Here is a 25,022-nt window from a genome sequence, read left to right as displayed (position 1 = left end):
GGACATGGCACCTGAACAAATGGCCGAGGGGCCGGACCCCGGGGCGGCCCTGCCGCCGCCGCGTCCGCTCGACTCCATCGACCAGGACATTCTCCAGATGCTCCAGGCGGACGGCCGCGCCTCGATACGGTCGGTCGCCGAGCGGGTCCACGTGTCCCGCGCCAACGCCTACGCGCGGATCAACCGTCTCGTCGAGGACGGTGTGATCCGTGGTTTCGGCGCCCGTGTCGACCATGAGCGCGCGGGGCACAGCACCTCCGCCTACATCACGCTGAAGATCGTGCAGAACACCTGGCGCACGGTGCGCGAGCAGCTCAGGAGGCTGCCCGGGGCCTCCCACATCGCGCTGGTGGGCGGCGACTTCGACGTCCTGCTGCTGGTGCACACGCCGGACAACAGGGCCCTGCGCGAACTGGTCCTCACCCGGCTCCAGGCCATCCCCGAGGTGCTCAGCACCCGGACCCTGCTGGTCTTCGAGGAGGAGGACCTGGAACCGCAGGGGTGAGCGGGGTGCGCGGGGGCGCGCCGCCCGGCCCACGCGCCCCGTGGGATCCCGCTCAGCCCGCCTGTCTGAGTCCTCCGAAGACCATCAGCACCACCGCGTCGGCGACCTCGCGCTCGCCCATGCCCCGTCCGTCCGGGCGGTACCACTCGACTATCGAGTTGATCATCCCGAAGACCAGCCGGGTCGCGAGCCGGACCTCCAGGTCGGCGCGTACGTCCCCGTCGGCCGCCGCCGCCTTCAGGAGCGCGGCCACCTCGTGGTCGAACTCCCGGCGCCGCTCCAGGGCCCAGCGCTCGGTGTCGGTGTTGCCGCGCACGCGCAGCAGCAGCGTCACGTACGGCAGTTCGGCGGTGAGGACCTCGACCATGCGCCGGGTGACGTACTCCAGGCGCTCCACGGCACGCCCCTCGCGCGCGTGCTCCTCGTCGAGGATCCCGAAGAGGCCGTCGAGCGCACGGCTCACGGCCCGGCGCAGCAGCTCCTCCTTGCCCGTGACGTGGTGGTAGATCGACGACTTGGAGATGCCGGCCGCCTTGGAGAGGTGCTCCATGGAGGTGCCGTCGTAACCGCGTTCGTTGAAGACCCGCACGGCCACGGAGAGCAGCGTCTCCGGCGTGTACGTGTCGCGCTTGGCGGTGGTCATGGGGTGCTCTCCCGCGGTCATGGGGTGCCCTCCCGCTTCTCCGAGGCGTACGCGTGGCGGTAGAGCGCGAGGGACGGCGCGTACCGACCCGACGGGTCGCGCATGTGCAGGTCGTCCAGGACGTCGTAGGCCCAGCTCCGGCCGAGCCTGCGGCTCCATTCGAAGGGGCCGAGCGGATAGCTGACGCCCTGGCGCATCGCCGTGTCGATGTCCTCCTCGGTGGCGACCCCCTTGGCGACGGCGTCGTGTGCGAGGTCGACGATGCGGGCCACCGTGCGGGCGACGATGAGACCGGGCACGTCCCCGATGACGCTGACGTCCTTGCCGAGCGCCTGGAAGAGCCCGGTGGCCTCGGCGAGGGTCTGCGTCTGGGTGTCCTGCGAGTGGGACAGGGCGATGCGGGTCGCCCTGCGGTAGTCGAGCGCGAGGTCGAAGTAGACGACGTCGCGGAACTCGACGGCGGTCTGGCCGTCCGCGAGGGCCAGTTGGCCGCCGCTCGGCAGGACCAGGCGCGTGCCGTGGTCCTCCTCGTCCTCGCGGACCTGGATGCCCGCCTCGCGGATCAGCGCGAGCAGTTCGGAGGCAGGACCCAGATCGCCCTCGGCGACGACGTACGCGGGCGGCTGGACCTTCTCCGCGGTGTGCGGCTCGGGCCGCTCGCCCTGGTCCCCGTAGTCGTACCAGCCGTGCCCCGTCTTGCGGCCGTGCCGGCCCGACTCGACGAGCCGCCGCTGGGCCAGCGAGGGGGTGAAGCGCACGTCCTGGAAGAAGGCCTCCCACACGGAGCGCGTGACGGATTCGTTGACGTCCTGGCCGATGAGGTCGGTCAGTTCGAAGGCGCCCATCCGGAAGCCGCCCGACTCGCGCAGGACCGCGTCGATCGTCGCGGGGTCGGCGGCCTGGGCCTCGTAGACCGCGAAGGCCTCGGCGTAGAAGGGCCGCGCGATGCGGTTGACGATGAAACCCGGGGTGTCGGCGCAGGCGACCGGGGTCTTCCCCCAGGCGCGGGCCAGCTCGTACGCGCGCGTGGCCGACGTGACGTCGGTGGCGAACCCGGAGACGACCTCCACCAGGGGCAGCAGCGGCGCGGGATTGAAGAAGTGCAGCCCGACGAAACGGCCGGGGTTGCGCAGGGCGCCGCCGATCGCGGTCACCGAGAGGGAGGAGGTGTTGGTGGCGAGCAGGCAGTCGTCCGAGACGATGTCCTCCAGCTCGCGCAACAGCTGCTGTTTGACGTCCAGCCGCTCCAGGACGGCTTCGAGGACGAGCCCCGAGTCGGCGAGTTCGGCAAGGCTCTCGGCGGGGCGCAGCCGAGCACGTGCGGCGTCGCGCTCGGCGCCGGTCAGCCGGTCCTTCTCGACGAGCCGGTCGAGCCGGGCGCCGATCTCTTCGGCCGCCGCCCGGGCGCGGCCGGGCGCGGTGTCGTACAGCCGCACGGGGTGGCCCGCGACGAGCGCGACCTGGGCGATGCCCTGGCCCATGGTGCCGGTGCCGACGACGGCCACGGGGCCGGCGAGGTCGAGTGCTGTCATGCTCGCGATCCTCCCGCACGGGGTTTTCCACAGGTTCAGCGGACCCCCTTGTCCCGACCGATCGTTCGGTTACTCTAACCCTGTCCGGCTGTTTCTGCCCAGGTCATGAGCTGGACTTGCCAGGTCCTGAGCTCGACGAAGAGTTCACGAAACGAGGAGATGGTTCCGCATGGCCGCCGCCGCACTGACCGCGCACGAGCTCATCGCCAAGCACCGGCCGACCCTCGACCAGGCGCTGGAGGCGATGCGCACGCGCGCGTACTGGTCGCCGCATCCCGAACACCCCAAGGCGTACGGGGAGAACGGCAGCCTGGGAATGGCCGAGGGCAAGGCCGCCTTCGACGCCCTGCTGAACGGCCGGCTCGACCTGGACCAGCCCGGCACCGACGACTGGGTGGGCGGCGAGATCTCGCCGTACGGCGTCGAACTGGGCGTCACGTACCCGCACGCGGACATCGACACGCTGCTGCCCGCCATGCGCGCGGGGCAACGCGCGTGGCGCGACGCGGGCGCGGAGACCCGCGCGGTGGTGTGTCTGGAGATCCTCAAGCGGATCAGCGACCGCACGCACGAGTTCGCGCTCGCGGTCATGCACACCAGCGGCCAGGCCTTCATGATGGCGTTCCAGGCGGGCGGCCCGCACGCCCAGGACCGCGGCATGGAAGCGGTGGCGTACGCGTACGTGGAACAGGTCCGCACGCCCGACACGGCGGAGTGGACGAAGCCCCAGGGCAAGCGCGACCCGCTCGCGCTGACCAAGCAGTTCACGCCGGTGCCGCGCGGGATCGCGCTGCTGATCGGCTGCAACACCTTCCCCACGTGGAACGGCTATCCGGGCCTGTTCGCCTCCCTGGCCACAGGCAATGCGGTACTGGTGAAGCCCCACCCGCGCGCGGTGCTGCCGCTGGCGCTCACCGTCCAGGTGGCCCGCGAGGTGCTCGCCGAGGCGGGCTTCGACCCGAACCTGGTGGCGCTGGCCGCCGAGCGGCCCGGCGAGGGCATCGCCAAGACCCTGGCCACCCGCCCCGAGATCCGGATCATCGACTACACCGGTTCGACGGCGTTCGGCGACTGGCTGGAGGCCAACGCCCGCCAGGCGCAGGTCTACACGGAGAAGGCCGGCGTCAACACGGTGATCGTGGAGTCGACCGACGACTACAAGGGAATGCTGTCGAACCTCGCGTTCTCCCTGTCCCTCTACAGCGGCCAGATGTGCACGACCCCGCAGAACTTCCTCGTCCCGCGCGCCGGCATCCGTACGGAGGAGGGCCCCAAGTCGTACGACGAGGTGGTCGCCGACCTCGCCAGGGCCGTCGACGGACTCCTCGGGGACGACGCCCGGGCGAACGCCCTGCTGGGCGCGATCGTGAACCCGGACGTGAAGGCGCGCGTCGAGGCGGCGGCCGACCTGGGCGAAGTCGCGCTCGCCTCAAGGGAGATCACGAATCCGGACTTCCCCGACGCGGTGGTCCGCACGCCGGTGATCGTGAAGCTCGACGGCGGCAAGCCGGACGACCAGGCGGCCTACATGAGCGAGTGCTTCGGCCCGGTCTCGTTCGCCGTCGCGGTCGACTCGGCGGCCGAGGCGGTCGAGCTGCTGCGGCGCACCGTCCGCGAGAAGGGCGCGATGACCGTCGGCGCGTACACGACCTCGGAGGAGGTCGAGGAGGCCGTCCGGGAGGCCTGCCTGGACGAGGCGGCCCAGCTCTCCCTGAACCTGACGGGCGGGGTGTACGTCAACCAGACGGCCGCGTTCTCCGACTTCCACGGCTCAGGCGGCAACCCGGCGGCCAACGCGGCCCTGTGCGACGGAGCGTTCGTGGCGAACCGTTTCAGGGTGGTGGAGATCCGCAGCGAGGTCCGCGCCGAGGCGTAGCCCCCGCAGAGGGGCCCCGCAGAGGGGCGCGGGGAACTGCGCGACCAGCCACGACGATCCCGCAGCCGACCCCGCGCCTTACAGGGGCGCGGGGAACTGCGCGACCAGCCCCCACCGAACCCGCACCCGACGAACAAACCGGGGCGCAGCCCCGCTGTTCAAGGGGCGCGGGGAACTGCGCGGCCAGCCACAGCGGACCCGCAGCCGACCACGCCCCCTACGGCGCGCTCCAGTGGAACAACGCCATCGCCACGCTGGTGGCGAGGTTGTAACTGGACACCTGCGGGTTCATCGGCAGGGACACCAAGTGGTCGGTGCGGCCCCGCAGTTCGGCCGACAGCCCACTGCGCTCCGACCCGAAGGCGAGAACCGCGTCGTCGGGGAGCTTCACCGCCCGGATGTCCTCACCCTCCGGATCAAGAGCGAACACCGGCCCGGGGGCAGATCCGCCACGGCCATCCGTTCGACCGCCGTGGCGAAGTGCAACCCCGCCCCGCCCCGCACGACCGTGGGATGCCACGGATCGAGCGTGCCGGTCGTGACGACCCCGGTCGCCCCGAACCCGGCCGCGAGCCGGATCACCGCCCCGGCGTTCCCGAGATTGCGCGGCTGGTCGAGCACGACGACGGGCGCGGTACGGGGCGTACGGGCCAGCGCCCGCAGATTGGCGTCACGCGAGGGCCGTACCGCCAGTGCGGCCACCCCCGTGGGATGCGGCCGTGCGACGAGCGTCCGGTACGCGGCCTCCGGGACCTCCGCGAGGAGGCCGTCCAGCGCCTCCCGTACGTCCGGCGCCAGCTCGTCCGCGAGGGCGAGCGCGGCCGTCCGGTCGGTGGTGACGGCCACCAGGACCTCCGCGTCGAAGCGCAGCGCGTGCTTGAGGGCGTGGAAGCCGTCGAGCAGCACGGCGGTGTCGGCGAGCCGCCGCCAGGTGCTCAGCGGCTCGCGGTCGCGGGGTTCCGTCATGCCGTGAAGCCTACGTGCGGGTGATCGGCCGCCTCCGGGGGACGCGAGCGCCCCTCACCCGGCTCGTCAGCCGCCTCGTCGCCCACCGCTTCGCCGGAGTTCTCACGCGGCCCCGGAAACGCCCGCCCGAGGCGCCCGAGCCGGAAGGTGCGGAAGACCCGCGAGACCCCGGAGAGCAGCCACTCGCGCGCGCGGGCGGCCCACCCGCCGAGCCGGCGCAGGAAGGACGTCGGCAGGAAGACCGCGTCGGCGGCGATCATCGCGAGGGAGAAGAACGGCAGGCCCAGCACCACGGCGATCACGGCGTGCTCGGTCATCATGACCGCCAGCAGGACGTTCTTCACCCGCCGGTTGAACAGCGTGAAGGGGAAGGCGACCTGCGCGACCACCGTCCCGTACGTCACCAGCATCACCATGGTGCCGCTCGCGGACAGGAGGTCGGACAGGGCGGGCCAGGGGGAGAAGTAGTCCAGGTGCAGCGGGTAGTACACGGCTGTGCCGTCCTGCCAGCGCGAGCCCTGGATCTTGTACCAGCCGGCGGTCGCGTAGATCAGACACGCCTCGGCCATGATCACGAAGAGGGCCGCGTTGTGGACGAGATTGGCGACGACGTCGAGGAAGATCCGTGGCTGGTCGCTCCGCGCGGCGTACCGGCCGGCCAGCCACCACAGGGCCTGGAGCGCCCACAGTCCCCAGTAGATCGTCCGCCAGCCGCCCAGCGTTCCGCCGTCGATCTTCCCCGCGAGCGTGGCGGCCGCCAGGGCGAGGCCGAGCACGGCCCACAGGGCGACACCGACCCGGTCCGGCCGACCGCCACCCCGGCCCGCCTGCGGACGCCGCTCGTACCCCTCGTACCCCTTGCGCCCGTCACGCGCGCGTGCCGCCGCCGTCCGGCGCTCGCGCCGCGCGTCCAGCGACCACACCTGGCCGCAGCGGGTGAACACCAGGTAGACCGCCATCAGGTGGATGACGTTGTCGCCGCCGTCCCCCATGAAGATGCTGCGGTTCTGCAGGGAGAGCACCCCGAGCAGGAAGAGCACGGACAGGGTGCGGGTGCGCCAGCCGAGCATGAACAGGGCCGCGGAGAGCACGGCGAACCCGAAGACGATCTCGAACCAGACCTGGCTGTCGGTCCACATCAGAACGGTGAAGGCGTGGTTGCTCGCGATGAGCCGCTGGGCCAGGTCCCAGCTCCAGGGTCCGTCGGGCCCGTACATCTCCTGGCGGTGCGGGAACTCCCGCAACAGGAAGAGCAGCCAGGTCCCGGCGAAACCTATGCGGATCACCGCGGTCTGGTACGGCCCCAGAGCCTGCCCGGTGAGGCGCGTGACGGCGTGCCCCAGCTTCCGGTCGAGCCGCTGGTTGCGGTCGAACCGGCTGATCCGTCCGGCCAGCCGCTCACGACCGGGACTGCGCGCCGGCCGGGGCTCCGGGGCACCCGCGGGAGGGCCGGACCGATCGCTCACAGGGGCGCCACCGCGATCCCCCGCCGAACCACTGTCCTGCGCCCTCGCCGGACCACTGTCCTGATCGCTCACCGGACCGCTGCCCTGTTCCCCCACCGGACCACTGTCCTGATCGCTCACCGGGATGCTCTCGTCGTTGCTCATCGGGCGCTCGCCGCCGTTTCCGTGGAGCCAACGGGCCGGGTCCCGGCCGCCCGGTCGGTGTCCGACACCGGCCACCAGGGCAGCTGACGCAGGACGGGCTTGTCGGACACCTGCTCCTGGCTCCACTGCGGCGGCGGCACATTGGTCGTACGGGTACGGACCTGGACCTGCTGGACGACGGCGCCCCGGCCGCCCGCCCCCTCACGGTCGAGGCGCAGCACCGCGATGCGGCGCAGATAGCGCTCGGAGAGATCGCCGCGCAGACCGTTCGGACGGTTCGCGTTGTCGTGCGTGGCCGAGAAGAAGTCCCAGGCCCGGCGCAGTTCGTTCTGCTGGGTGTGGCTGGGCAGCAGATTGCCGTCGATGGCCCGGCCGTCCAGCGCGGAGAGGTCGTACCAGCGGGTCGTCCTGACGGCGCCGTCCACGCTCTTCACCTCGGCCCGGACCTGGACCGCGATGTTCTGCTGCAGCGGGTTGGGCGCGAAGAGCTTCCAGTTCTGCTCGAACTCCGGGTAGATCCACTCGTCGATCGCCTGCCCGTGCTGCTTGGTGACCGTGTTCGACGGCGCGACATGCAGGAAGACCATGCCGAGGTGCACACAGGCGACCAACGCGACGAGCGCGAACGCGAGGGCCGCGGCGATCTGAAAGGGGAGGGACAGGGCGGCGATGCCCCCAGGGGGAGGACCGGCAGGCGCAGGACCGTCAGGGAGAGGACCGTCAGGTGGAGGGCCGGCGGAGGCAGGGCCGTCGGAGGCAGGACCGGTGGTGGAAGGGCCGTCGGGGGGCGGGGAGCCGGCGGGGAGCGGGTCCGCGGGGGGAACAGGAGTGGCCGAGGGAGCCTCGGAGGGCTCGCCCGCCACGGGACGGGCGTCCGCGCCCTCGTCGTACGCATCCATTGCGCCCCGTTTCCCCATGTCTGCCCGATTGTCGCCGCCCGTGCCTCGACGGCGACGGCCGCACCGGAACGGTACTCAGCCCCACCCGCCCGGCACAGCCCAGGGGGCACGGCGGAGCGGTGGACACCTTACGGCCCGCCCTCCCTCCGCACCGAAGACACCGGGCGCCCGCCGTTCCCTTTTTTTAGAACCTGTTCTATCTTGGCGCTCCGCCGAGCCGACGCGTCAGACCGACCGGGAGGACGGGACCGTGGACTTCACCTTCACCGAGGAACAGCAGGCGGCCGTGGAGGCGGCGAAGGCGGTCTTCGCGGGGGTCGCGCCGGACGGCGTACCGAGCCCCGCGCTCACCGCGGGCGCCGTCGCCGACGACTTCGACCGTGCGCTGTGGGCCCGGCTCGCCGACGCGGACCTGCTGAGCCTGCTGCTCGACGCACGCCACGGCGGCGCCGGTCTGGACGCCGTCGCCCTGTGCCTGGTGCTGCGCGAGGCGGCGAAGGTACTGGCCAGGGTCCCGCTGCTGGAGAGCACGGCGGCCGCCGTGGCCGTACAGACCCACGGCGGCGAGGAGTTGCGGGCCGATCTGCTCGAACGGGCCGGCCGGGGCGAAGTGGTGCTGACGGTCGCCGCGAACGGACGGACCGGACACGACGGCGCCGAACTCGCCGTCACCGCACGGCAGGAGGACGGCGCGTGGGTGCTGGACGGCCTGCAGACGGCGGTTCCCTGGGCGCAGAACGCCGACTTCGTCCTCGTCCCCGCACTGAGTGCCGCCACGGGCCGCTCCGTACTGGCCCTCGTGCCCCGTGACCACCGGGGCGCGACGCTCGCCGAGCAGATCTCGACGACGGGCGAACGGCTCGGCGAACTCCGCCTGGATTCCGTCCGCATCCCCGCCCGTGACGTCATCGACGCCGACGGGGCGTGGGAGGAGCTGCGGAACCTGCTCGCCACCGGAACGTGCGCGCTGGTCCTCGGGCTGGGCGAACGGATCCTCGGCATGACGAGCGAATACACCGGCAAGCGGGAGCAGTTCGGCTTCCCGGTCGCCACGTTCCAGGCGGTGGCCGTGCAGGCCGCCGACCGCTACATCGATCTGCGCGCGATGGAGGCGACCCTCTGGCAGGCCGCCTGGCGGATCAGCACCGGGGCGGGCGGGGCGCTGCCCGCGTCCGGTGACGTGGCCGTCGCCAAGGTCTGGGCCTGTGAGGGCGTACGCCGGGTCGCGCAGACCGCCCAGCATCTGCACGGGGGCTTCGGCGCGGACACCGACTACTCGCTGCACCGCTACCACGCCTGGGCCAAGCACCTGGAGCTGTCGCTCGGCCCGGCGGCGGCACACGAGGAGGCGCTGGGCGACCTGCTGGCGGCCCACCCGCTGGGCTGAGCGGCTGAGCTCCGGCCGAGGCCCGCTCCGCTACAGCACGAACCCCGGCTGCCCCTCCGTGTTCACCACGGGGCGGCCCTTGGCCGCCCATACCTGCATGCCGCCGACGACGTTCACCGCGTCGACGCCCTGCTGGTTCAGGTACATGGCGACCTGCGCCGACCGGCCGCCGGAACGGCAGATCACGTTGACCCTGCCGTCCTGCGGCGCCGCCTCGGTCAACTCGCCGTAGCGGGCCACGAATTCACTGATGGGGATGTGCAGGGCCCCTTCGGCGTGACCTGCCTGCCACTCGTCGTCCTCCCGGACGTCCAGCAGGAAGTCTCCGTCCGCGAGATCTCCGACCTCGACCGTGGGCACACCAGCTCCGAAACTCATGGCCCGACGCTACCAAGGGGCGCGGCCCCACCGTTCAGGGGCGCGGGGAACGGCGCAACCAGCCCCCACCGGCGCGCGGAGAGCAGAACACCCGTCACCCCGGGAACGGAGTGATCACGCACCACTGCCGAGCAGCTCCGCCAGCTCCGCTTCCCGCTCGCTCACCTGCGCGAGCAACTGCTCGGCGATCTCCTCCAGCAGCTGGTCGGGGTCGTCGGGCGCGATCTTGAGCATGCCGCCGATCGCGCTCTCCTCCAGGTCGCGGGCCACGAGCGCGAGCAGTTCCTTGCGCTGGGCGAGCCATTCCAGGCGGGCGTAGAGCTCCTCGCTGCGGCTCGGCCGCCACTCCTGCGCGACCGGTCCCGCGGCCCATTCCTCGGACAGCTCCCGGAGCAGGGCCTCGTCCCCACGGCCGTAGGCCGCGTTGACGCGGGAGATGAACTCGTCGCGCCGCGTGCGCTCCGTGTCGTCCTGCGCCAGGTCGGGGTGGGCCTTGCGGACGAGTTCCCGGTAGAGCTTGCGGGCCTCGTCACTCGGCCGCACCCGCTGCGGCGGACGCACCGGCTGCTCGGTGAGCATGGCCGAGGCCTCCGGGGACAGTCCGTCCGAGTCGAGCCAGTCGTGGAACAGCTCCTCTATGCCCGGCATCGGCATGACTCTGGCCCGGGCCTCCTTCGCCTTGCGCACGTCCTCCGGGTCACCGGTGCTCGCGGCCCGCGCCTCGGCGATCTGCGCCTCCAGCTCGTCGAGCCGCGAGTACATCGGGCCGAGCCGCTGGTGGTGCAGCCGGGAGAAGTTCTCCACCTCGACCCGGAACGTCTCCACCGCGATCTCGAACTCGATCAACGCCTGCTCGGCCGCCCGCACGGCGCGCTCAAGCCGCTCCTCAGGCCGCTCGCCCCCATCACTCACGGCACCGCCCACGGACTCGTCGCCCCCGACGGCACCCGCCGCCGCACCGGCACCCGAGTCCGCACCCAAGTCCGCGTCCGAAGCGGCACCGGCCGCTACGACCGACTCAGCGCCGGCCTCAGCAAGATCCTCCGCACGGACCTCGGCACCGGGCTCGGCACCGAACTCAGCGCCGGGCTGCGCAGCGGCATCCGCAGTCGACCCGCCGCCGGCCGCGACAGCCGACTCGGCGCCCGTGTCGGAACTCCCGTCGGCGTCGGCAGGCGACTCGGCACCCGTGCCGACGGGGGCCTCCTCGGCACCGGCCTCACCGGCACGCGATGCACCGGCGACCGGCTCCGCGGAGGGCTCGGACGGCGGCTCGGACGGGGACTGATCAGCTTCCGGGGTCGTCACCCGCCCAGCCTAGGCCACAGCTCCACCGGTCACCCGAACCTGTCCCGGCCTGCCCAGGTCGAACCGGGCGCAGCCCGCTCAAGAGCGACCCGCGACCCTTCAGACCCCCAGCTCCGCCGCGATCCGCCCCGAGCGCACGGCCGTCACCAGCTCCGCGTGGTCGGCCTCGGTCCGGTCCGCGTACGCCACGGAGAACGCGGCTATCGCCTCGTCCAGCTCCTCGTTCTTGCCGCAGTAGCCCGAGACCAGCCGCGGATCGGCGCTGTGTGCGTGGGCCCGCGCCAGCAGCGCCCCCGTCATCCGCGCGTAGTCGTCTATCTGGTCCGCGGCGAGCGCCGCGGGGTCCACGCTGCCCTTGCGGTTGCGGAACTGCCGTACCTGGAAGGGGCGTCCGTCGACCGTGGTCCAGCCGAGGAGGTTGTCGCTGACGACCTGCATGCGCTTCTGGCCGAGGACGACCCGGCGGCCCTCGTGCTCGGCCTCCGGCAGCGGGAGACCCGCCGTCTTCAGATGCGGTACCAGGACGGAGGCGCGGGCCTCCTTCACCTGGAGGACGAGCGGCTCGTCACAGTGGTCCAGCAGCAGCACCACGTACGAACGGGTGCCGACGCTGCCGGTGCCGACCACCCGGAAGGCGACATCCTGCACCGCGTACTGGGCGAGGAGCGGGAGCCGGTCCGGGGAGAGCGTGCCCAGGTACTCCTCCAGCGCCAGTGCCACCGCCCTGGCCTCGCCGTCCGGGACGCGGCGCAGCACCGGCGGGGCGTCGACGAACTGGCGCCCGCCGCCCTCGACGGTCTCCGTCGACTTCGCGGCGAACCGTCCGCTGGTGTTGGACCGCGCCTTCTCCGAGACCCGCTCCAGGGTGCCGAGCAGATCGTGCGCGTCCGCGTGGGAGACCAACTCCTCGTCCGCGATGGCGTTCCACGCGTCCAGGGCCGGGAGCTTGGAGAGCAGCCGCATCGTGCGCCGGTAGGAGCCCGCCGTGAAGTGCGCGGCCTTGCTGCAGGTGTCCTCGTCCGCCCCCGCCTCGCGCGCGGCGAGCACCAGCGAGGTCGCCAGTCGCTTGAGGTCCCACTCCCACGGCCCTTGCACCGTTTCGTCGAAGTCGTTCAGGTCGATGACGAGGCCGCCGCGCGCGTCCCCGTACAGGCCGAAGTTGCCCGCGTGCGCGTCGCCGCAGATCTGGGCGCGGATGCCCGTGACGGGCGTACGCGCCAGGTCGTACGCCATGAGGCCGGCCGAGCCGCGCAGGAAGGCGAAGGGGGTGGCCGCCATCCTGCCCACCCGTATCGGTGTGAGCTCGGCCAGCCGGCCACGGCCGGACTCCTCGACGGCCATCACCGCGTCCGGGCGGTCGCCGTTCGTGTCGAGCGACGCGTGTGCGCCGCGCGGGACGCGTGCCCTGAGGGCCTTGCCCTCTTTCTTGGCCGAGTGCTCCGCGGGCCACGGCGCGAACCCACGCACCGCCGGAATCCTCGCCGCCCCGGCCACTCCGGCCGCTCCGGACGTCCCAGCCGCTCCGGCCGTCCCGGTCACCGCTACACCGGTCTCGCTCACTCGAACCGCCTCCCCCGCGCACGAACATCAACTCGAAACGACCGTACCGCCGGGCGCGGATTCGCGTGAGCCCCTGTGGACAACTCCGCGACTGTGGAAAACACCCCAGCTCAACGGGGAGGACGAGCCCCGGACCGCTCCGCTGCTTCCGGAACCGCTTACTTCCGGAACTGTTCCGCGCAACGGCCGTCCTCGCGCAGGTACTTCTCCGCCCACATGCCCAGTTCCCTGAGCGCTGGCTCCAGCGCGGAACCGGCCTCCGTCAGCCGGTAGGAGACGCGCAGCGGCGGCCCCTCGTCGACCTCGCGCACCACGACTCCGACGTCCGCCAGTTCGGTGAGCCGGTCGGAGAGCATCCGCTCGCTGATGCCGGGGATGGCCCGGCGCAGGTCCGCGAAGTGCACGGGGGCAGGCATGAGCACGGCCACGATCGGGCCCGTCCAGCGCTTTCCGATCACCTGGAAGACACGGGTGATGCCGTCGTCGACCCGCCTGCACGACGCAGCGTCGTGGTTTTCCTGGACCGCCATGCCTTCAGGGTACTTGCCGCCCCGTACGGGGATGAAAAAAAGTAAGCTCCTGTGTTATTCATAGTTACGAACGAAAAAGCGCAGCCGTGAGCGGGGCCTGACCGGGCTCGCCCACGACAACAGCGCCCTCTTCGGCGTGCGCACAGCTTGAGAACTCCCTCCGCAGGGGCCGGACACCTTCGCCCCTTGCGAACACCCGCTACCCGATCCTCCGAACACCTCAGATGGAGCACCCAATGGCCACCCTGCTGCACGTGGACTCGTCCGTCCTTCCCGGTTCCGCCTCGGCGTCCCGTTCCGTCACGGACGCCTTCCGCAAGGCCTGGGAGGAGCAGCACCCGGAGGGCACCGTGATCTACCGCGACCTCTCCGCGAACCCGGTCCCGCACATCACCGCCGACGCCCACAGCGCCGTCTTCGCCGACCCGTCGGAGCACACCCCGGAGCAGGCCGCGGCCTTCGCCGCGCGCCTGGAGTTCATCGAGGAACTGGAGCAGGCGGACGCCGTCCTGATCGGCGCGCCCATGTACAACTTCTCGATCCCGTCGACCCTGAAGGCGTGGCTCGACAACGTGGTCGTCGTCGGCCGCACCGCCGGCGACACCCAGTCCGCCAAGGGCACCCCGGTCACCGTCGTGGCCAGCCGCGGCGGCGCCTACGGGCCGGGCACGCCCCGCGAGGGCTACGAGTACGTACAGAACTACCTGGGGGCCGTCCTGAAGGACATGCTCGGCCTGGACGTCGAGTTCATCGTCCCGGAGCTCACGATGGCCCCGCACATGCCGGCGCTGGCCGACCTGGTCCCGCTCTTCGAGGCGTCCCGCGACAAGGCCCTTGAGGACGCGGCCGCCAAGGGCCGGACCCTGGCCGAGCAGCTCGCCCCGAAGGCCGCCTGACGCCTCACGGCACGCGGCGCACGGCACCCGGCGCACGGCACCCGGCGTACGGCATGCGTCGCACAGCATCCGGCGCACAGCCGCATCCGCATCCGCAGCCGCACAGCAGCCCCACGCCACCGCACGGACTCGCGCCTCGCCCCGCCCCGCCCCGCCACCGCGGGCGGGGCGCGCGTCACGCCCCCGCGAGCCTGTTGATCTCCTCGGTCTCCAGCACCCGGACCCCGGACTCGCCGCGAGCCACGGCGACCATCGCCAGACCCACCTGCTCCGTAGTGGTGATCCAGCGGGGCGCCAGCTTCCGCAGGAGGGGCAGCAGCCGCCCGGTCGCCGCGTAGACCGCCCGGTAGATCCGCGTCTTGGACGTGATCCCGTGCAGCGGCTGGATGAGCCCCGGCCGGAACATGTACGCGTCCACACCGTCCAGCGCGAGCAGCGCGTTCTCCGTCTCCCCCTTGACCCGCGCCCACATCACCCGCCCGCGCGCGGAGCTGTCGGTCCCCTGCCCGGACACGTAACAGAAGGTCAGTCCCGGACTCGCCGCGGCCAGGACGCGGGCCACGGAGAGCGTGAGGTCGTACGTGACCTCGCGGTACGCGGCCTCCTTCATGCCCGCCGAGGAGACGCCGAGGCAGAAGAAGCAGGCGTCGTAGCCGGAGAGTTCGCCCTCCGGGCCGTTGAGTCCGGTGAGATCGGTGAGGTCGGGCCGGAGGATCTCGCGCAGCTTCGGATGCGTGACCCCCACCGTCGTACGGCCGATCACGAGCACGCTCTCGACCGCCGCGTCCCGCAGACACTCCCGCAGAACTCCGCGCCCGACCATCCCGGTCGCCCCGAAGAGGATCACCTTCACAGAGCCCCACTCCCACCATGTAGTCCGGACAGGCACCCTAGGCCCTCGCGACCGTGAGATACGTCACCGTCGCACCTCCGCGCGCGGGCTGCGGATCGGCCGGAGTGCGCGTCGGTCGTGGGTCAACTGCGTTCGCGCTGGGGCTAATTGCGCCGATCCGCTCGCCCCTCAAGGACGTGGAGATCGCCTGCCGTCCCTGTCCGTCCAGCGCCGCCAGGCCCAGCGGGCGAGCGCCCCCACGAGGAGGGAGACGACGATCGCCCCCCAGTCGATGACATGCGGAAGCCCGGGAAAGAAAGCGAAGAAAGCGAAGGCCGCCACGACCCCCGCCACAAACACGGCGATCTCAACCGACCGCCGCGCCTTCTCGAACCGCTCCCGCTCTTGCTGCTGACCGATCATGAACAGCTCACTTCGTAATGTGATGACACTGGCTCACGCGCCGCACCCCGGTCACATAGAGATGCGCACACGCTTTTCCATAACGAGGCAGCGTCTGCGGAGAGTTGTTCCGCATCGGATCGATCTTGCACTCGGGATGTGTCCGCCCGCGGGACGTCCGGTAGACCTTGTTGTTGGTGTTGCCGTACGTGAAGTCGATGCGCCAGTTGCAGAACCCGCTGCCGAGCGCGGCGAAGAAGGCGCAGTCCACGCCGGCGTTCTGGTAGGTGATCTTCTTCCCGCCACCACGGATGATGTGCGTGAACAAGCAGCCGGTCGGGACCTTCATCGTCATGCCCCCGACGCTGTACTCGAACGTCCGCACCGGTGTCGACCCGACGGCGCCCGCCTGCGCCGTCGGGGAGCTCGTCAGTACGAGGGCGCAGGCGGCAGCGGCGGCAATGGCAAGCCTGCATCGGAACAGCGTGGCCATGAACGATCCCTTCCGGTGGAGAATCTCTTCCGACCGGGATGAACTCCGTCGCGTCGATCATGTTTCTGGATGACAGGACGTTTCACCGGCTTGAGCGATCAAGTGGTATTCCGGTGACCAGCTGAGTCGTTTCTCCGATCAGCAGCTCATCGAACCGCCGTCCGGTCGTCCCGGACGGACCCCCGGACCCCCGGACCCCCGGATCTCGGCTCTCGGCCCTCTTCGAACGCACCCGCCCCCACCACCCCGCACAACGCACACGGCCCCAGCCGTGAGATACCTCACCGCCGGGGCCGTACCGTGTCACCGGTCGGGGCGAAGCCCGGTCGTGTGACGACGGGAGAACGAGAAACGGGCCCCCGCCGGAACTTTCGTTCCGGCGGAGACCCGTCTCCACTGGTGCGCGAGGGGGGAGTTGAACCCCCACGCCCTTTCGGGCACTGGAACCTGAATCCAGCGCGTCTGCCTATTCCGCCACCCGCGCATTGGGTGTGTCTTCCGTGTCCCACCTGGTGGGTGAGCGCCTTCCGACATGCAGAAGATTAGCACGGTGGTCGGGGTGGATTCACATCCGTTTCCGAGGGGGGCGGGAGGCCGGAAGGAGGCCTCCGGCCCGACGGCCGGCCCGCCCGCCACCCCGTCGTCACCAGCAGGACCGACTCCCGTGGCGCTGCGGACCCCACCCGCCCCGGCCGCCACGTATCAAGCGGAACCGGTTCACGTATCAACCTCGTACCGGTCCCGGCCATCTCCCCGTCAGGGGGCCGGGGTCCACTGCCGCGTGCGGGACACTGTGGTGAGGCCGCCTCTACGATCCTCCCCATACGGAGTGCCTCGGGGGAGTTCGAAGAGGGACTTCGGCGGGAACAGCGGGAGGGGACTTCAGTGGGCGTCGACATCCGTCGACCGGGCCGACAGGGGGAACCAGCCGATTTCCCGGCGCGTGGATACGATCAGTAAGCAGTACCAGGGCGACGACACAGGAGGAGGTGCCCCATGGGAGTCCTGAAGAAGTTCGAGCAACGCCTCGAAGGTCTGGTCAACGGCACCTTCGCCAAGGTGTTCAAGTCCGAGGTCCAGCCGGTGGAGATCGCGGGAGCGCTCCAGCGCGAGTGCGACAACAACGCCACCATCTGGAACAGGGACCGCACCGTGGTCCCCAACGACTTCATCGTGGAGCTGAGCACGCCGGACTTCGAGCGTCTCAGCCCCTACTCGGGCCAGCTCGGCGACGAGCTGGCCGGCATGGTGCGCGACTACGCCAAGCAGCAGCGCTACACGTTCATGGGCACCATCAAGGTCCACCTGGAGAAGGCGGACGACCTCGACACGGGCCTGTACCGGGTCCGCAGTCGTACGCTCGCCTCCTCCGCCAACCAGCAGGGCGCTCCCGAGCGCGCCCCCGCGGGCCCGCCCCCGGCGGCCCCCCGCGGCCAGGCGGGCGGTTACGGCTATCCGCCCGCCGCCGCTCCGCCCATGCCCGCCGGACCGCCGCCCGGCGGACGCCCGGGCGCCGCACCCGCGGGCCAGCGGCCCGCCGCGGCCCCGCAGCCGGGTGGACGGACGCGGCACTGGATCGAGGTCAACGGCACCCGCCATCAGATCTCCCGCCCGACGCTCGTGCTGGGCCGCAGCACCGAAGCCGACGTGCGGATCGACGACCCCGGCGTCTCGCGCCGGCACTGTGAGATCCGGACCGGAACGCCCTCGACCGTCCAGGATCTTGGGTCCACCAACGGCATCGTGGTGGACGGACAGCACACCACCCGCGCTACGCTCCGCGACGGCTCGCGGATCGTCGTGGGCAGCACCACCATCATTTACCGGCAAGCCGAAGGGTGAAGCGGGGGCAATGTCAGAGCTGACCCTCACGGTCATGCGGCTGGGTTTCCTGGCCGTACTGTGGCTGTTCGTGATCGTGGCCGTGCAGGTCATCCGCAGCGACCTGTTCGGAACGCGTGTCACACAGCGCGGGTCGCGACGGGAAGCCCAGAGGCCGCAGCAGGCCGCTGCGCGCCAGAGCGCACCGCCACCGCAGCGACAGCAGGCGTCGACCGGCGGCGGCCGTCAGCGCCGCGGCGCTCCCACCAAGCTGGTGGTCTCGGAGGGCATCCTCACGGGCACGACCGTTGCCCTTCAGGGACAGACCATCACGCTGGGCCGCGCACACGACAGCACCATCGTGCTGGACGACGACTACGCATCCAGCAGGCATGCCAGGATCTACCCGGACCGTGACGGCCAGTGGATCGTCGAGGATCTCGGGTCCACCAACGGCACGTATCTCGACCGGACCCGATTGACGACCCCCACGCCGGTTCCGCTGGGCGCGCCGATCCGCATCGGCAAGACCGTCATCGAGCTGCGGAAGTAGTACGACAATGAGCGAGCGGAGCGAGCGAGCAGCGGCGGTCCCCACGACGGACCCCGGCGCGCTCCCGACCGGAGGGTGGGCACCGTGCGGATGTACCCGGAGCCGACGGGCGAGGTGCGCATGAGTCTGTCACTGCGCTTCGCCGCCGGATCGCACAAGGGCATGATCCGAGAGGGCAACGAGGACTCGGGTTACGCCGGACCGCGGCTGCTCGCGATCGCGGACGGGATGGGCGGCCAGGCTGCCGGTGAGGTCGCCTCGTCCGAGGTGATCTCCACGATCGTCGCGCTCGACGACGACGTGCCCGGCTCCGACATCCTCACCTCGCTCGGCACGGCCGTGCAGCGCGCCAACGACCAGCTCAGGATGATGGTCGAGGAGGACCCCCAGCTCGAAGGCATGGGGACGACCCTCACCGCCCTCCTGTGGACCGGTCAGCGCCTCGGCCTCGTGCACGTCGGCGACTCCCGCGCGTACCTGCTGCGGGACGGCGTGCTGACGCAGATCACGCAGGACCACACGTGGGTGCAGCGCCTCGTCGACGAGGGCCGCATCACGGAGGAAGAGGCCACCACCCACCCGCAGAGGTCGCTCCTCATGCGCGCGCTGGGCAGCGGCGACCACGTCGAGCCCGATCTCTCCATCCGTGAGGTCCGCGCCGGCGACCGGTACCTGATCTGCTCCGACGGGCTCTCGGGCGTCGTCTCCCATCAGACGATGGAGGACACCCTCGCCAGCTACCAGGGCCCCCAGGAGACCGTTCAGCAGCTCATCGAGCTCGCGCTGCGCGGCGGCGGCCCGGACAACATCACCGTGATCGTGGCCGACGTCCTCGACATCGACGGCGGGGACACCCTTGCGGGGCAGCTCTCCGACACCCCGGTCGTCGTGGGCGCGGTCGCCGAGAACCAGCACCAGCTGCACGACAACGGCGCCATGCAGACGCCCGCGGGCCGCGCCTCGAACCTCGGCCGGCAGGTCCCCGGGCAGGGCGGCGGCGAGTTCGGCCCGCCGGGAAGCGGCGACACCACCGGTTACGTACCCACCGGAGGGTTCGGCGACTACTCCGACGAGGACTTCGTCAAGCCGCGCTCCGGCCGGAAGTGGCTGAAGAGATCCTTCTACATCGTGCTCGCGCTCGGCGTCCTCGGCGGCGGGCTGTACGGCGGCTACCGCTGGACGCAGACGCAGTACTACGTGGGCGCCAACGACGAGCACGTCGCGCTGTACCGCGGCATCAGCCAGGACCTCGCCTGGGTCTCGCTCTCGAAGGTGGAGAAGGACCACCCCGAGATCGAACTCAAGTACCTGCCGCCGTACCAGCAGAAGCAGGTCAAGGCGACGATCACCGAGGGCGGTCTGAACGACGCCCGGTCGAAGATCGACGAGCTGCAGACGCAGGCGTCCGCGTGCAAGAAGGACGCCGACCGCCGCAAGGCCGAGAGCGAGCAGAACGCGAAGACCGGCGAGGGCGAGGCCGGCGGGGTCACGGGAACCACTCGGACCTCCGTCGCGTCCAAGGCCACACCGACGCCGACGGCGAACCCCTCGGGTGAGCAGTCGGCGACGCCCGACCCGTCCAAGTCCACGACCGCACCCACTCCGACACCCGGCCCCAGCCTCTCCGACGAAGAGCAGAAGCTGGTCTCGCTGTGCGGTAAGCAGTAAGCAGCCGTGAGGGGCCCTGTCACACGATGAGCAGTACTTCCAACACGTCGACGCACCACACGTCCACGATCGGCTCGATCGGCACACCGAGCCGGCGCAACACCGAGCTCGCGCTGCTCGTGTTCGCCGTGGTCATCCCGGTGTTCGCCTACGCCAACGTCGGGCTGGCCATCAATGACTCGGTGCCGCCGGGCCTGCTGAGCTACGGGCTCGGCCTCGGCCTGCTCGCCGCCGTCGGGCATGTCGTCGTACGAAAGTTCGCGCCGTACGCGGACCCGCTGCTGCTGCCGCTGGCGACGCTGCTGAACGGCATCGGCCTGGTCGTCATCTGGCGTCTGGACCAGTCCAAGCGGCTGCAGGCGAGCAGTACGTTCGTCGAGGCGGCCCCCCGCCAGCTGCTGTACTCCGCACTGGGCGTGGCCCTCTTCGTGGTCGTACTGGTCTTCCTCAAGGACCACCGCGTCCTGCAGCGCTACACCTACATCTCCATGGTCGGCGCGCTGATCCTGCTGCTCCTGCCGCTGGTCCCGGGCCTCGGCCTGAACGTCTTCGGCGCCAGGATCTGGATCTCGATCGCCGGATTCACCATCCAGCCCGGTGAGTTCGCGAAGATCGTCCTCGCGATCTTCTTCGCCGGCTACCTCATGGTGAAGCGCGACGCGCTCGCCCTGGCCAGCCGCCGCTTCATGGGCATCTACCTGCCGCGCGGACGCGACCTGGGCCCGATCATCGTCGTCTGGATCATCTCCATCCTGATCCTGGTCTTCGAGACCGACCTCGGTACCTCGCTGCTCTTCTTCGGCATGTTCGTGATCATGCTGTACGTCGCCACCGAGCGGACCAGCTGGATCGTGTTCGGCATGCTGATGTCCGCGGCGGGCGCCGTCGGCGTGGCCTCCTTCGAGTCGCACGTCCAGCAGCGCGTCCAGGCCTGGCTCGACCCGATGCACGAGTACGAGCTCAGCCAGCAGGGCGTCATCGGCCACACCGAGCAGTCCATGCAGGCGCTGTGGGCCTTCGGGTCCGGCGGCACCCTCGGCACCGGCCTCGGCCAGGGCAACTCCGACCTCATCGGCTTCGCCGCCAACTCCGACTTCATCCTCGCCACCTTCGGCGAGGAGCTGGGCCTGGCCGGCGTGATGGCGATCCTGCTGATGTACGGCCTGATCGTGGAACGCGGCGTACGCACCGCCCTCGCCGCCCGCGACCCCTTCGGCAAGCTGCTCGCCATCGGCCTCTCGGGCGCCTTCGCCCTCCAGGTCTTCGTGGTCGCCGGCGGCGTCATGGGCCTGATCCCGCTGACCGGTATGACGATGCCGTTCCTGGCGTACGGAGGTTCCTCCGTCATCGCCAACTGGGCCCTCATCGGCATCCTGATCCGCATCAGCGACACCGCCCGCCGGCCCGCGCCGGCCCCCGCACCCAACCCCGACGCCGAGATGACCCAGGTGGTCCGACCGTGAACAAGCCCCTGCGCCGGATCGCGATCTTCTGCGGGCTCCTCGTCCTCGCCCTGCTCATCCGCGACAACTGGATCCAGTACGTCCAGGCCGACTCGCTGAAGGACGACACCAAGAACCGCCGCGTCGCCATCGCGCGCTACGCCACCCCGCGCGGCGACATCATCGTCGACGGCGAGCCGATCACCGGGTCCGCCAAGACGAACGGCGACGACTTCAACGACTTCGAGTACAAGCGCACCTACAAGGACGGCGCGATGTGGGCCCCCGTCACGGGCTACGCCTCGCAGGCCTTCGGTGCCACGCAGCTGGAGAGCATCGAGGACGGCATCCTCACCGGCAACGACGACCGGCTCTTCTTCCGCCGCACGCTCGACATGATCACCGGCAAGAAGCAGGAGGGCGGCAATGTCGTCACCACGCTGAACGCCGCCGCGCAGAAGGCCGCGTACAAGGGGCTGCTGAAGCAGGGCAAGGGCGCCGTCGCCGCGATCGACCCAGAGACCGGCGCGATCCTGGCACTGGCCTCCACCCCCTCGTACGACCCCTCGACGTTCGCCGGGAACTCCACCAAGGTCGACGGCAACGCCTGGAACAAGCTCCAGAAGAAGAACAACCCCGACGACCCGATGCAGAACCGGGCGCTGCGCGAGATCTACCCCCCCGGGTCGACGTTCAAGGTCGTCACGGCCGCGGCGGCGCTGGAGCACGGCGTCGTGGACAGCGCGGATGAGAAGACCGACTCTCCTCTTCCGTACACCCTGCCGGACACCACCACCGAGCTGAAGAACGAGGGGAACATCCCCTGCAAGAACGCGACGCTGCGCGAGGCGCTGCGCGTGTCCTGCAACACCGTCTTCGGCAAGCTCGGTGTCGACGTCGGCAAGGAGGACATGCTGGAGACGGCGAAGAAGTTCGGCTTCAACGAGGAGCAGTTCGTACCGATCCGCTCCAGCGCCTCCAACTTCCCCGAGAAGATGGACCGGCCGCAGACCGCGCTGAGCTCGATCGGTCAGTTCGAGACCGCCACGACTCCGCTGCAGATGGCGATGGTCGCCTCGGCCGTCGCCAACGACGGCACGCTCATGAAGCCGTACATGGTCGACAAGCTCCAGGCGCCGAGCCTCGACGTCATCGAGCAGACCGACCCGGAGAAGATGAGCGAGCCGCTCTCCGAGAAGAACGCCCAGATCCTTCAGTCGATCATGGAGACGGTCGTCGAGAAAGGCACCGGCACCAACGCCCAGATCAACGAGAGCGGCGTCACGGTCGGCGGCAAGACCGGTACCGCCCAGCGCGGTGTCGACAACAGCGAGAACCCGTACGCCTGGTTCATCTCGTACGCGAAGCTCGACGACGGCAGCTCTCCGGTCGCCGTCGCCGTGGTGGTCGAGGACGAGAGCGCCAACCGTGACGACATCTCCGGCGGTGGTCTCGCCGCTCCGATCGCGAGGGACGTGATGAAGGCAGTCATCGACAGCAAGAAGTGACCCCGCTCACGTCCCCTTCACATCGGTGCACGTTGCGATACCGGTCCTGTATCGGGTGACGGTTGTGGCCAGGTCAGTCAAGGCGGTCCGGGTACGGTATGCCCGGACAGCACACCGCCGGACCACACGTGGTGTGGTCGGGACCGTCGGAAAAGGCTGGTAGGTAGCTATGGAAGAGCCGCGTCGCCTCGGCGGCCGGTACGAGCTGGGCCACGTGCTCGGCCGTGGTGGCATGGCGGAGGTACACCTCGCCCATGACACCCGGCTCGGCCGCACGGTAGCGGTGAAGACGCTGCGAGCGGACCTCGCGCGCGACCCGTCGTTCCAGGCCCGGTTCCGCCGGGAGGCCCAGTCGGCCGCCTCGCTCAACCATCCCGCGATCGTCGCCGTGTACGACACGGGTGAGGACTACATCGAGGGCATCTCCATCCCGTACATCGTGATGGAGTACGTCGACGGGTCCACGCTGCGCGAACTGCTGCACTCCGGGCGCAAGCTGCTGCCCGAGCGCACCCTGGAGATGACCATCGGCATCCTCCAGGCCCTTGAGTACTCGCACCGCGCCGGCATCGTGCACCGCGACATCAAGCCCGCGAACGTCATGCTGACGCGCAACGGCCAGGTCAAGGTCATGGACTTCGGCATCGCCCGCGCGATGGGCGACTCCGGTATGACGATGACGCAGACCGCGGCCGTCATAGGGACCGCGCAGTACCTCTCTCCGGAGCAGGCGAAGGGCGAGCCGGTCGACGCCCGCTCCGACCTGTACTCGGCGGGCTGTCTGCTGTACGAGCTCCTGACGGTGCGCCCGCCGTTCATCGGGGACTCCCCGGTGGCGGTCGCGTACCAGCACGTGCGTGAGGAGCCGCAGCCGCCGAGCGTCTTCGACCCCGAGATCACGCCCGAGATGGACGCCATCGTCCTGAAGGCGCTGACCAAGGACCCGGACTACCGGTACCAGTCCGCCGACGAGATGCGCATGGACATCGAGGCCTGCCTCGACGGCCAGCCGGTCGCGGCCACCGCCGCCATGGGCTCGGTCGGCTACGGCGGCTATCCGGACGACCAGCCGACCACCGCCCTGCGCTCCTCGGACGGCCAGCACACCACGATGCTGCCGCCGCAGAACCCGGACGACGGGGCCTTCGGCTACGACGACCGGGCCGGCCGGCGCCGCCAGCAGAAGAAGAACAACACCTCGACGATCCTGCTGGTCGTCGCCGGTGTGCTGGTGCTGATCGGGGCGATCCTGATCGGCAAGTTCGCGTTCAGCGGGAACGGTGGCCAGGACAATCTGGTCGACACCCCCAACTTCGTGAACCAGACGGTGTCCGACGCCAAACAGACGGCTGCCAACGTCGATCTCAAACTGACGATCAACGAGAAGCCGTGTGAGAACACGCCCAAGAACTCCGTCTGCGACCAGAGCCCGGCCGCGAAGACCGAGGTCGAGAAGGGCGACACGATCACGCTGACGGTGTCGACGGGAGCGCCGAAGGTGGCGGTTCCCAACGTCATCGACGACTCGGTGGACGCCGCGACCAAGAAGCTTGAGAGCGATAAGTACGAGTTCGAGGTCAAGACGGAGAGCAAAGAGTCCAGCGAGGACCCCGGCACCGTCCTCGACCAGGACCCGTCCTCGGGCGAAGAGGTGGAGAAGGGTTCCACGATCACTCTCACCGTCGCCAAGGAGAAGGAACAGTCCACCGTTCCGGACGTCGGCGGCCAGAGCTGTGACCAGGCCAAGGCCCAGATGGACCAGAACGATCTGACGGGTACGTGCACCGAGGTGGAGACCGACGACGACAACCTGGTCGGCAAGGTCATCGCGACCTCGCCGCAGGCGGGCTCGCCGGCCGACCCCGGGTCGACGGTCACCATCCAGATCGGCAAGAAGAAGCAGAAGGAAGAGCCGCAGAAGTTCGCCATGCCGAAGGTGACCCAGATGACCCTCGCGCAGGCCAAGCAGGTCCTCGCGCAGAGTCAGCTGCAGCTCGGCAACGTCCAGGGCTCGCAGGACGACAACGCCATCGTCCTGGCCAGCGACCCGGGACAGGGCAACGAGGTCAAGGCCGGTGACAGGGTCAACCTCGTCACGGTCGACGCCGGCGGGAACAACGGCGGCGGCAACGGCGGCGGCTTCCTGGGAGGCGGCTCGGGCTGACACCCGGCGGCTGCCCGACGTACGACGAAGCCCCGGCCCCCTGTGAGAG

At 70.4% G+C, this 25,022-nt stretch carries 21 protein-coding genes, 1 tRNA gene and 1 pseudogene; 10 read left to right on the top strand and 13 right to left on the bottom strand.

The features are described 5' to 3' along the window. Positions 1 to 19 precede the first annotated feature (19 nt). Positions 20 to 505, top strand: coding sequence for an Lrp/AsnC family transcriptional regulator (locus ACFWGJ_RS14270; protein ID WP_381832468.1), 486 nt, complete (start codon positions 20 to 22; stop codon positions 503 to 505). A gap of 52 nt (positions 506 to 557) precedes the next feature. Here ACFWGJ_RS14270 and ACFWGJ_RS14265 read toward each other — a convergent pair whose 3' ends face one another. Both ACFWGJ_RS14265 and ACFWGJ_RS14260 read right to left on the bottom strand, forming a co-directional pair. Then, positions 558 to 1,148 carry a TetR/AcrR family transcriptional regulator gene (locus ACFWGJ_RS14265; protein ID WP_107017893.1) on the bottom strand — a complete coding sequence of 197 codons (591 nt, stop codon included), beginning with the start codon at positions 1,146 to 1,148 and terminating at the stop codon, positions 558 to 560. Between the two features lie 17 nt (positions 1,149 to 1,165). Beyond that, positions 1,166 to 2,680: a 3-hydroxyacyl-CoA dehydrogenase gene (locus ACFWGJ_RS14260; protein WP_387323655.1), complete on the bottom strand. Its 1,515-nt coding sequence runs from the start codon at positions 2,678 to 2,680 to the stop codon at positions 1,166 to 1,168. Between the two features lie 169 nt (positions 2,681 to 2,849). Between ACFWGJ_RS14260 and paaN the strand changes: the two genes are divergently transcribed. Next, positions 2,850 to 4,556, top strand: coding sequence for a phenylacetic acid degradation protein PaaN (paaN, locus tag ACFWGJ_RS14255; RefSeq protein WP_387323652.1), 1,707 nt, complete (start codon positions 2,850 to 2,852; stop codon positions 4,554 to 4,556). A gap of 217 nt (positions 4,557 to 4,773) precedes the next feature. Here paaN and ACFWGJ_RS14250 read toward each other — a convergent pair. The 3 genes and pseudogenes from ACFWGJ_RS14250 to ACFWGJ_RS14240 form a co-directional block, all read right to left on the bottom strand. Continuing rightward, positions 4,774 to 5,522: pseudogene (locus tag ACFWGJ_RS14250) on the bottom strand (TrmH family RNA methyltransferase). Next, positions 5,519 to 6,916: an HTTM domain-containing protein gene (locus ACFWGJ_RS14245; protein ID WP_381832662.1), complete on the bottom strand. Its 1,398-nt coding sequence runs from the start codon at positions 6,914 to 6,916 to the stop codon at positions 5,519 to 5,521. The pseudogene ACFWGJ_RS14250 and the gene ACFWGJ_RS14245 overlap by 4 nt, the downstream one beginning before the upstream one ends. Positions 6,917 to 7,128: 212 nt before the next feature. Next, complete coding sequence (locus ACFWGJ_RS14240) at positions 7,129 to 8,031, bottom strand: DUF5819 family protein (protein ID WP_387323650.1); 903 nt, start codon at positions 8,029 to 8,031, stop codon at positions 7,129 to 7,131. Positions 8,032 to 8,281: 250 nt separating this feature from the next. Between ACFWGJ_RS14240 and ACFWGJ_RS14235 the strand changes: the two genes are divergently transcribed. Beyond that, a complete protein-coding gene (locus ACFWGJ_RS14235; protein WP_387323648.1) occupies positions 8,282 to 9,418 on the top strand; it encodes an acyl-CoA dehydrogenase family protein in 1,137 nt (378 codons plus the stop codon). Positions 9,419 to 9,448: 30 nt separating this feature from the next. On the opposite strand, the gene ACFWGJ_RS14230 is transcribed toward ACFWGJ_RS14235, so the two are convergent. The 4 genes from ACFWGJ_RS14230 to ACFWGJ_RS14215 all read right to left on the bottom strand — a co-directional run bounded on the left by ACFWGJ_RS14230 (position 9,449) and on the right by ACFWGJ_RS14215 (position 13,194). Further along, entirely contained in the window at positions 9,449 to 9,778 is a 330-nt protein-coding gene (locus ACFWGJ_RS14230; RefSeq protein WP_381834201.1) for a rhodanese-like domain-containing protein, read from the bottom strand. A gap of 132 nt (positions 9,779 to 9,910) precedes the next feature. Further along, entirely contained in the window at positions 9,911 to 10,720 is an 810-nt protein-coding gene (locus tag ACFWGJ_RS14225) for a hypothetical protein (RefSeq protein WP_387323681.1), read from the bottom strand. A 483-nt stretch (positions 10,721 to 11,203) separates the two neighbouring features. Further along, positions 11,204 to 12,643: a DUF2252 domain-containing protein gene (locus ACFWGJ_RS14220; protein WP_387323678.1), complete on the bottom strand. Its 1,440-nt coding sequence runs from the start codon at positions 12,641 to 12,643 to the stop codon at positions 11,204 to 11,206. A 179-nt stretch (positions 12,644 to 12,822) separates the two neighbouring features. Beyond that, positions 12,823 to 13,194, bottom strand: coding sequence for a winged helix-turn-helix transcriptional regulator (locus ACFWGJ_RS14215; RefSeq protein WP_387323646.1), 372 nt, complete (start codon positions 13,192 to 13,194; stop codon positions 12,823 to 12,825). 236 nt (positions 13,195 to 13,430) lie between these two features. Here ACFWGJ_RS14215 and ACFWGJ_RS14210 point away from each other — a divergent pair, with 236 nt between their 5' ends. After that, a complete protein-coding gene (locus ACFWGJ_RS14210; protein ID WP_387323643.1) occupies positions 13,431 to 14,090 on the top strand; it encodes an FMN-dependent NADH-azoreductase in 660 nt (219 codons plus the stop codon). A 175-nt stretch (positions 14,091 to 14,265) separates the two neighbouring features. On the opposite strand, the gene ACFWGJ_RS14205 is transcribed toward ACFWGJ_RS14210, so the two are convergent. The 4 genes from ACFWGJ_RS14205 to ACFWGJ_RS14190 form a co-directional block, all read right to left on the bottom strand. Continuing rightward, a complete protein-coding gene (locus ACFWGJ_RS14205; RefSeq protein WP_387323641.1) occupies positions 14,266 to 14,943 on the bottom strand; it encodes an epimerase in 678 nt (225 codons plus the stop codon). 168 nt (positions 14,944 to 15,111) lie between these two features. Next, the gene (locus ACFWGJ_RS14200; protein ID WP_387323639.1) at positions 15,112 to 15,345 is read right to left on the bottom strand and encodes a hypothetical protein; all 234 of its coding nucleotides are present in this window, start codon (positions 15,343 to 15,345) and stop codon (positions 15,112 to 15,114) included. 7 nt (positions 15,346 to 15,352) lie between these two features. Next, positions 15,353 to 15,817 (bottom strand): hypothetical protein, encoded by a 465-nt coding sequence (locus ACFWGJ_RS14195; protein WP_387323638.1) that lies wholly within the window; start codon positions 15,815 to 15,817, stop codon positions 15,353 to 15,355. Positions 15,818 to 16,214: 397 nt separating this feature from the next. After that, positions 16,215 to 16,301: transfer RNA gene (locus ACFWGJ_RS14190), tRNA-Leu, on the bottom strand. A 512-nt stretch (positions 16,302 to 16,813) separates the two neighbouring features. On the opposite strand from ACFWGJ_RS14190, the gene ACFWGJ_RS14185 reads away from it, so the two are divergent. From ACFWGJ_RS14185 to pknB, 6 genes are all read left to right on the top strand, one after another. Continuing rightward, positions 16,814 to 17,659: an FhaA domain-containing protein gene (locus tag ACFWGJ_RS14185; RefSeq protein ID WP_387323635.1), complete on the top strand. Its 846-nt coding sequence runs from the start codon at positions 16,814 to 16,816 to the stop codon at positions 17,657 to 17,659. A 10-nt stretch (positions 17,660 to 17,669) separates the two neighbouring features. After that, a complete protein-coding gene (locus ACFWGJ_RS14180; protein WP_387323633.1) occupies positions 17,670 to 18,191 on the top strand; it encodes an FHA domain-containing protein in 522 nt (173 codons plus the stop codon). A gap of 90 nt (positions 18,192 to 18,281) precedes the next feature. Continuing rightward, positions 18,282 to 19,859, top strand: coding sequence for a Stp1/IreP family PP2C-type Ser/Thr phosphatase (locus tag ACFWGJ_RS14175; RefSeq protein WP_387323674.1), 1,578 nt, complete (start codon positions 18,282 to 18,284; stop codon positions 19,857 to 19,859). A 26-nt stretch (positions 19,860 to 19,885) separates the two neighbouring features. After that, positions 19,886 to 21,322: an FtsW/RodA/SpoVE family cell cycle protein gene (locus tag ACFWGJ_RS14170; protein ID WP_387323631.1), complete on the top strand. Its 1,437-nt coding sequence runs from the start codon at positions 19,886 to 19,888 to the stop codon at positions 21,320 to 21,322. Next, complete coding sequence (locus ACFWGJ_RS14165) at positions 21,319 to 22,809, top strand: peptidoglycan D,D-transpeptidase FtsI family protein (protein WP_387323628.1); 1,491 nt, start codon at positions 21,319 to 21,321, stop codon at positions 22,807 to 22,809. The genes ACFWGJ_RS14170 and ACFWGJ_RS14165 overlap by 4 nt, the downstream gene beginning before the upstream one ends. A gap of 169 nt (positions 22,810 to 22,978) precedes the next feature. Continuing rightward, positions 22,979 to 24,973 carry a Stk1 family PASTA domain-containing Ser/Thr kinase gene (gene pknB, locus ACFWGJ_RS14160; protein WP_387323625.1) on the top strand — a complete coding sequence of 665 codons (1,995 nt, stop codon included), beginning with the start codon at positions 22,979 to 22,981 and terminating at the stop codon, positions 24,971 to 24,973. The last annotated feature ends 49 nt before the right edge of the window (positions 24,974 to 25,022 follow it).

It is taken from the genome of Streptomyces sp. NPDC060205 (genome assembly GCF_042728395.1).
Lineage (GTDB): Bacteria > Actinomycetota > Actinomycetes > Streptomycetales > Streptomycetaceae > Streptomyces.
Note: the sequence above shows the minus strand (reverse complement) of the source record. Positions and strands in the feature narration are given on the sequence as shown.

Bases quoted from the DNA above. Each gene is read 5' to 3' on its own strand.
- ACFWGJ_RS14260 (WP_387323655.1), bottom strand. From the start codon at position 2,680: ATGACAGCACTCGACCTCGCCGGCCCCGTGGCCGTCGTCGGCACCGGC.
- ACFWGJ_RS14265 (WP_107017893.1), bottom strand. From the start codon at position 1,148: ATGACCACCGCCAAGCGCGACACGTACACGCCGGAGACGCTGCTCTCC.
- ACFWGJ_RS14170 (WP_387323631.1), top strand. From the start codon at position 19,886: ATGAGCAGTACTTCCAACACGTCGACGCACCACACGTCCACGATCGGC.
- ACFWGJ_RS14175 (WP_387323674.1), top strand. From the start codon at position 18,282: ATGTACCCGGAGCCGACGGGCGAGGTGCGCATGAGTCTGTCACTGCGC.
- paaN (WP_387323652.1), top strand. From the start codon at position 2,850: ATGGCCGCCGCCGCACTGACCGCGCACGAGCTCATCGCCAAGCACCGG.
- ACFWGJ_RS14215 (WP_387323646.1), bottom strand. From the start codon at position 13,194: ATGGCGGTCCAGGAAAACCACGACGCTGCGTCGTGCAGGCGGGTCGAC.
- ACFWGJ_RS14270 (WP_381832468.1), top strand. From the start codon at position 20: ATGGCCGAGGGGCCGGACCCCGGGGCGGCCCTGCCGCCGCCGCGTCCG.
- pknB (WP_387323625.1), top strand. From the start codon at position 22,979: ATGGAAGAGCCGCGTCGCCTCGGCGGCCGGTACGAGCTGGGCCACGTG.
- ACFWGJ_RS14240 (WP_387323650.1), bottom strand. From the start codon at position 8,031: ATGGATGCGTACGACGAGGGCGCGGACGCCCGTCCCGTGGCGGGCGAG.
- ACFWGJ_RS14180 (WP_387323633.1), top strand. From the start codon at position 17,670: ATGTCAGAGCTGACCCTCACGGTCATGCGGCTGGGTTTCCTGGCCGTA.
- ACFWGJ_RS14200 (WP_387323639.1), bottom strand. From the start codon at position 15,345: ATGATCGGTCAGCAGCAAGAGCGGGAGCGGTTCGAGAAGGCGCGGCGG.
- ACFWGJ_RS14185 (WP_387323635.1), top strand. From the start codon at position 16,814: ATGGGAGTCCTGAAGAAGTTCGAGCAACGCCTCGAAGGTCTGGTCAAC.
- ACFWGJ_RS14195 (WP_387323638.1), bottom strand. From the start codon at position 15,817: ATGGCCACGCTGTTCCGATGCAGGCTTGCCATTGCCGCCGCTGCCGCC.
- ACFWGJ_RS14210 (WP_387323643.1), top strand. From the start codon at position 13,431: ATGGCCACCCTGCTGCACGTGGACTCGTCCGTCCTTCCCGGTTCCGCC.